We start from the raw sequence: 4,206 nt of genomic DNA, 5'->3' as shown, positions 1-4,206 counted from the left end.
GCCTTCGGACATGGCGAGCAGGAGCCCGTCGGCGGAGACCACCACTGTGTGGGACACCCCGGGGGTGTTGTCCACGAAATTGGTGATCAGCCAGTTCAGGTTCTGTGCGGCCTGGCTCATCTGACTCAACTCAACGCTCCTGGTGGTTCGAGCCGCCGAAGAGATCGGTGCTGTTCTGCTGCTGGGGGTCGATCCGGAAGCTTCCGGTGTTGCCCTGGTCCGCGCCCGCACTACGGCCCTGTTCGACGCCGCGGCGCAGGTTGGTCAGGCGACCGCGGACCTCCTCGGGGCTGCGCGAGACCTGGGGGCCGTCCTGGGCGCTGGGCTTGGCGTTCCCGGCGACCAGGTTCTGCTTGGGTACCCGGCGGGGCAGGCCGGACGGGGTGGTCCCGCCGGCGGCCGGCTCGCGGAGCTGGCCGGCGCGCTGCCAGTCACCGTCGTTGGGTGACTGCCAGTCACCGCCCGGGGCGCCGGTCGGGCCGGTCGGGCCGTAGCCGCCGAGTGCGGACACCTCGTGGCCCCGGCTCTCCGGTGCCTCGGTGGTGTCCTTGGCGCCGGTGAACCAGTTGGGCTTGTCGGCGTCGCTCTGCCCGCCGCCGAACATGCTGGCGGTCGGACGGTCGGCCGCAGGACCCGCACCGGCCAGCTGCTGGCCGGGACGGCGCTGCGGCAGGCCCGAGCCGAGGGTGCTCGCCGGAGCGGCCGGCGGCAGGGCCGCGGGCTCCGGGGTGTACGGGTGGCCGGACGGCTCCTCGTAGCGCTCGTACGGCTGGTACTGGTCCTGCTGGTAGCCGTACTGCTCCTGCTGCCCGTACGGGTCCTGGACGGCCGCCTCGGCGTACTGCGGCTCCGCGAAGGACTGACCGTTGTACGAGGTGTCGGTGTACTGCTCGTCCTGGTAGCCGTAGCCGTCCTCGGCGTACTGCTGCTGGGACTGCTGGGCACCGAACGGGTCGCGGTAGCCGTCCTCGGTGAACGGCTGCTCGCCGTACTGGTCCTGCTGCGGCTGGTAGCCGTAGCCGTCCTCGCTGTAGCGCTCGGGCGCGTACGGCGACTCCTCGACCTCGGCGTCGATCACCTGGTCCTGGCCGGGGCCCGCCTCCAGGGCGGTCCGGCGGCGCTGGTCCAGCCGCTGGGAGCGCTGCATGGCCTCCAGGGCGGGACTGAAGCCGCTGCTGCCCCCGTGGCCGGTCAGGTGGTCGTCGAAGCCCAGCTCGGCCGCGCTACGGCCCTGCTCGACCCCGTTCCACTCGTTCTCCGGCTCCTGCTCGGCGAAGATCCGGGAGACGGTGAACTGCTCCTCCGGCTCCGGCAGGGCGGCGAGCTCGGTCAGGTGCTGCGGCAGCATCACCAGCGAGGTGGTGCCGGCCGACTCGCCCGAGGGGCGGAGCTGGACCCGGACGTCGTGCCGCTGGGACAGCCGGCCGACCACGAACAGGCCCATCCGGCGGGAGATGGTGGCGTCCACCGTGGGCGGCTCGGCCAGCTTCTCGTTGATCTCGGCGAAGTCCTCGGCGGTGAGGCCGATGCCCTTGTCGTGGATCTCGACCAGCACCCGGCCGTCCGGCAGCCGGGTGGCGTTGACCAGCACCCGGGTCTGCGGGCTGGAGAACGAGGTGGCGTTCTCCAGCAGCTCGGCGAGCAGGTGGACGAGGTCGGTCACGGCGGCGCCGATCACCTCGGCCTCGGGGATGCCGGCCAGCTCGATGCGCTCGTACTGCTCCACCTCGGAGGCGGCGGCGCGGAGCACGTCGACCAGCGGCACCGGGGTGTTCCAGCGGCGGCCGGCCTCCTCGCCCGCGAGGACGAGCAGGTTCTCACCGTTACGGCGCATACGGGTCGCCAGGTGGTCCAGCTTGAAGAGGTTCTCCAGCTGGTCCGGGTCGGCCTCGTTGTTCTCCAGGTCGGTGATCAGTGCGAGCTGGCGCTGGATCAGGCCCTGGCTGCGGCGGGACAGGTTGGTGAAGATCGCGTTGACGTTGCCTCGGAGCAGGGCCTGCTCGGCGGCCAGCGAGACCGCCTGCTGGTGGACCTGGTCGAAGGCGCGGGCGACCTCGCCGATCTCGTCCCTGCCGTACAGCGGGATCGGGGACACCGAGGTGTCCACCCGGTCCGGGTCGGTCTTGGAGAGCTTCTCGACCAGGTCGGGGAGGCGGTGGTTGGCGATCTCCAGCGCGGCGCTGTTCAGCGTGCGCATACCGAGGATCATCGAGCGGGCGATCAGGCCGGTGAAGAGACCGGCCAGCGCCAGCGAGACCACCACGATGACCGAGTTGAGGATCATGTCGGTCTGCGCGCGGTTCTTGATGTTGGCGGCGTCGCCGACGACCTGCTCCAGCAGGGTGGTCTCGGTGGTGCGGAGCGCGTTGATGTGGCTCGCGGTGGCCTGGTTCCACGCCTCGGGCGTGAGACCGGCGTCGCGGGCCGCCTGGAAGGCCTTGGCCTCGTCGTTCGGGTTGTTCCGCGCGGTGCCGACGAACGACAGGCCGAGCGCGATCAGGCCCTGCATGGTCGGCGCGTTGTCGGTGCCCGGCACCTTCAGCGCGGCGCGCTGGTCGGTGTTGGCCTGGGCGGCCAGGGCCTGCATGTGGACCTGGACGTCCTCGGCCGGGCTGCCGGTGTTGAACTCGTTGACCGAGACCTGCTCCAGCTTGCTGGCCACGGCCAGCTGCTGGACCAGCTCGAGCTCCTCCTGCGTGGTGGTCCGCTTCTGGCTGATGCCGACCAGCAGGTTGAACATCAGCACACGCTGGGTCGAGGCCGAGGCCTTGGCCAGCGAGATGGCGTAGATCGCCCGGCCCTTGCTGGTGACGGTGGAGCTGCCGAAGCCGACCGAGTTGTCGAAGGCCATCAGCGGTGCGAGCAGCATGGAGTACGCGGCCTGGGTCGCGGTCGCGTACAGCTCGCGCTTGTAGGCGTTCTCGCGCAGGTGCGGCAGGTGCACCACGAGCTGCTGGAAGGCGGCGTTGCGGCGGGCGAGCATGTCGTCGTCGGAGACCTGGTCGAACGCGGCCCGGTACTCGCCCAGCGCCTGGTCGGTCTTGGCGCGGTACTTGGCCACCTCGCCCTTGTCGTCCTGCCCGACCAGCAGGGGTATCGAGGTGAGGTCACGCTCGGACTCCAGCGCGTGGGCCAGCTCGGTGGCGGCCTTGGCGAGCTGGGCGGTCTTCTCGGCGTGGGTGGCCTTGACGAAGTCGTCGAAGGAGCTGTTGACGCGGAGGCCACCGAAGACCAGCGAGATCACCACCGGGATCAGCAGGATCGCGATCAGGCGGGTGGGCACCCGCCAGTTCCGGGGCGCCAGGAACTCGTACCGGCTCGGGGCCGGTGCGGCGCTCGCGGAACTCTTCGCTCCGGCCGGTCCGTTGACCGCCGGGGATGCGGGTCGCTCCTCCGCGCTCGGCGTGAACGCCGAGAACCCGGGGGCCTGGCCGCTGCCGCCCGGCTCGTTCTCGCGGGGCTCGGAGCGCCGCTGCGGGGTGACTGGCTGCTTACGCCTCACTCGACAACAACCTCTCTAATCCCCGCTCGCCGCAGCCCGCTGCTGGGTGGAACTGCCAGGGTGGCGATGGGGTAGCTGGCATTTCAGCACGTGCGCCGATGGGGGACAAACAGGCGTCTGCACGAGGGTGATGAGGGCGCTTTTGGCGCTGTCTCGGCGGCGGGCGTCGAGGGTGATGACGGGGGTGTCGGGGCCGAGTTGGAGTGCTTCGCGGACTTCGTCGGCGGTGTGGGGTTGGTGTCCGTCGAAGCCGTTGAGGGCGACGACGAAGGGGAGCCCTGAGTTTTCGAAGTAGTCGAGGGCGGGGAAGCAGTCGGCGAGGCGGCGGGTGTCGACGAGGACGACGGCGCCGATGGCGCCGCGGACGAGGTCGTCCCACATGAACCAGAAGCGGTCCTGGCCGGGGGTGCCGAAGAGGTAGAGGATGAGGTCTTCGTCGAGGGTGATTCGGCCGAAGTCCATGGCGACGGTGGTGGTCGTCTTGCCTGCGGTGTGGGTGAGGTCGTCGATGCCGGCGCTGGCGCTGGTCATGACGGCTTCGGTGCGCAGGGGGTTGATCTCGGAGACCGCGCCGACGAGGGTGGTTTTGCCGACGCCGAAGCCGCCTGCGACGACGATCTTCGCGGAGGTGGTGGCGCGGGTGGGGGTGGCCGCGTTAGAGCTTGCGAAGTCCACTGAGGACCCTTTCGAGCAGCGTGACTGAC

General features: G+C 70.4%; 2 protein-coding genes and 1 pseudogene. All 3 read right to left on the bottom strand.

Features of this window, described 5'->3' with window-relative positions; genetic code table 11:
* Positions 1–120: roadblock/LC7 domain-containing protein (locus ACXJMZ_RS36795; protein WP_030834062.1), on the bottom strand; the 120-nt coding region annotated here is incomplete at its 3' end.
* Between the two features lie 10 nt (positions 121–130).
* Complete coding sequence (locus tag ACXJMZ_RS36790; RefSeq protein WP_457034347.1) at positions 131–3,502, bottom strand: sensor histidine kinase; 3,372 nt, start codon at positions 3,500–3,502, stop codon at positions 131–133.
* A gap of 117 nt (positions 3,503–3,619) precedes the next feature.
* Positions 3,620–4,177 (bottom strand): annotated as a pseudogene (locus ACXJMZ_RS36785) (GTP-binding protein); the annotation flags it as partial.
* Positions 4,178–4,206 lie beyond the last annotated feature (29 nt).

The organism is Kitasatospora sp. P5_F3 (assembly GCF_054049135.1).
The sequence above is the reverse complement of the archived record's forward strand: the minus strand, read 5'-3'. Positions and strand labels throughout refer to the sequence as shown.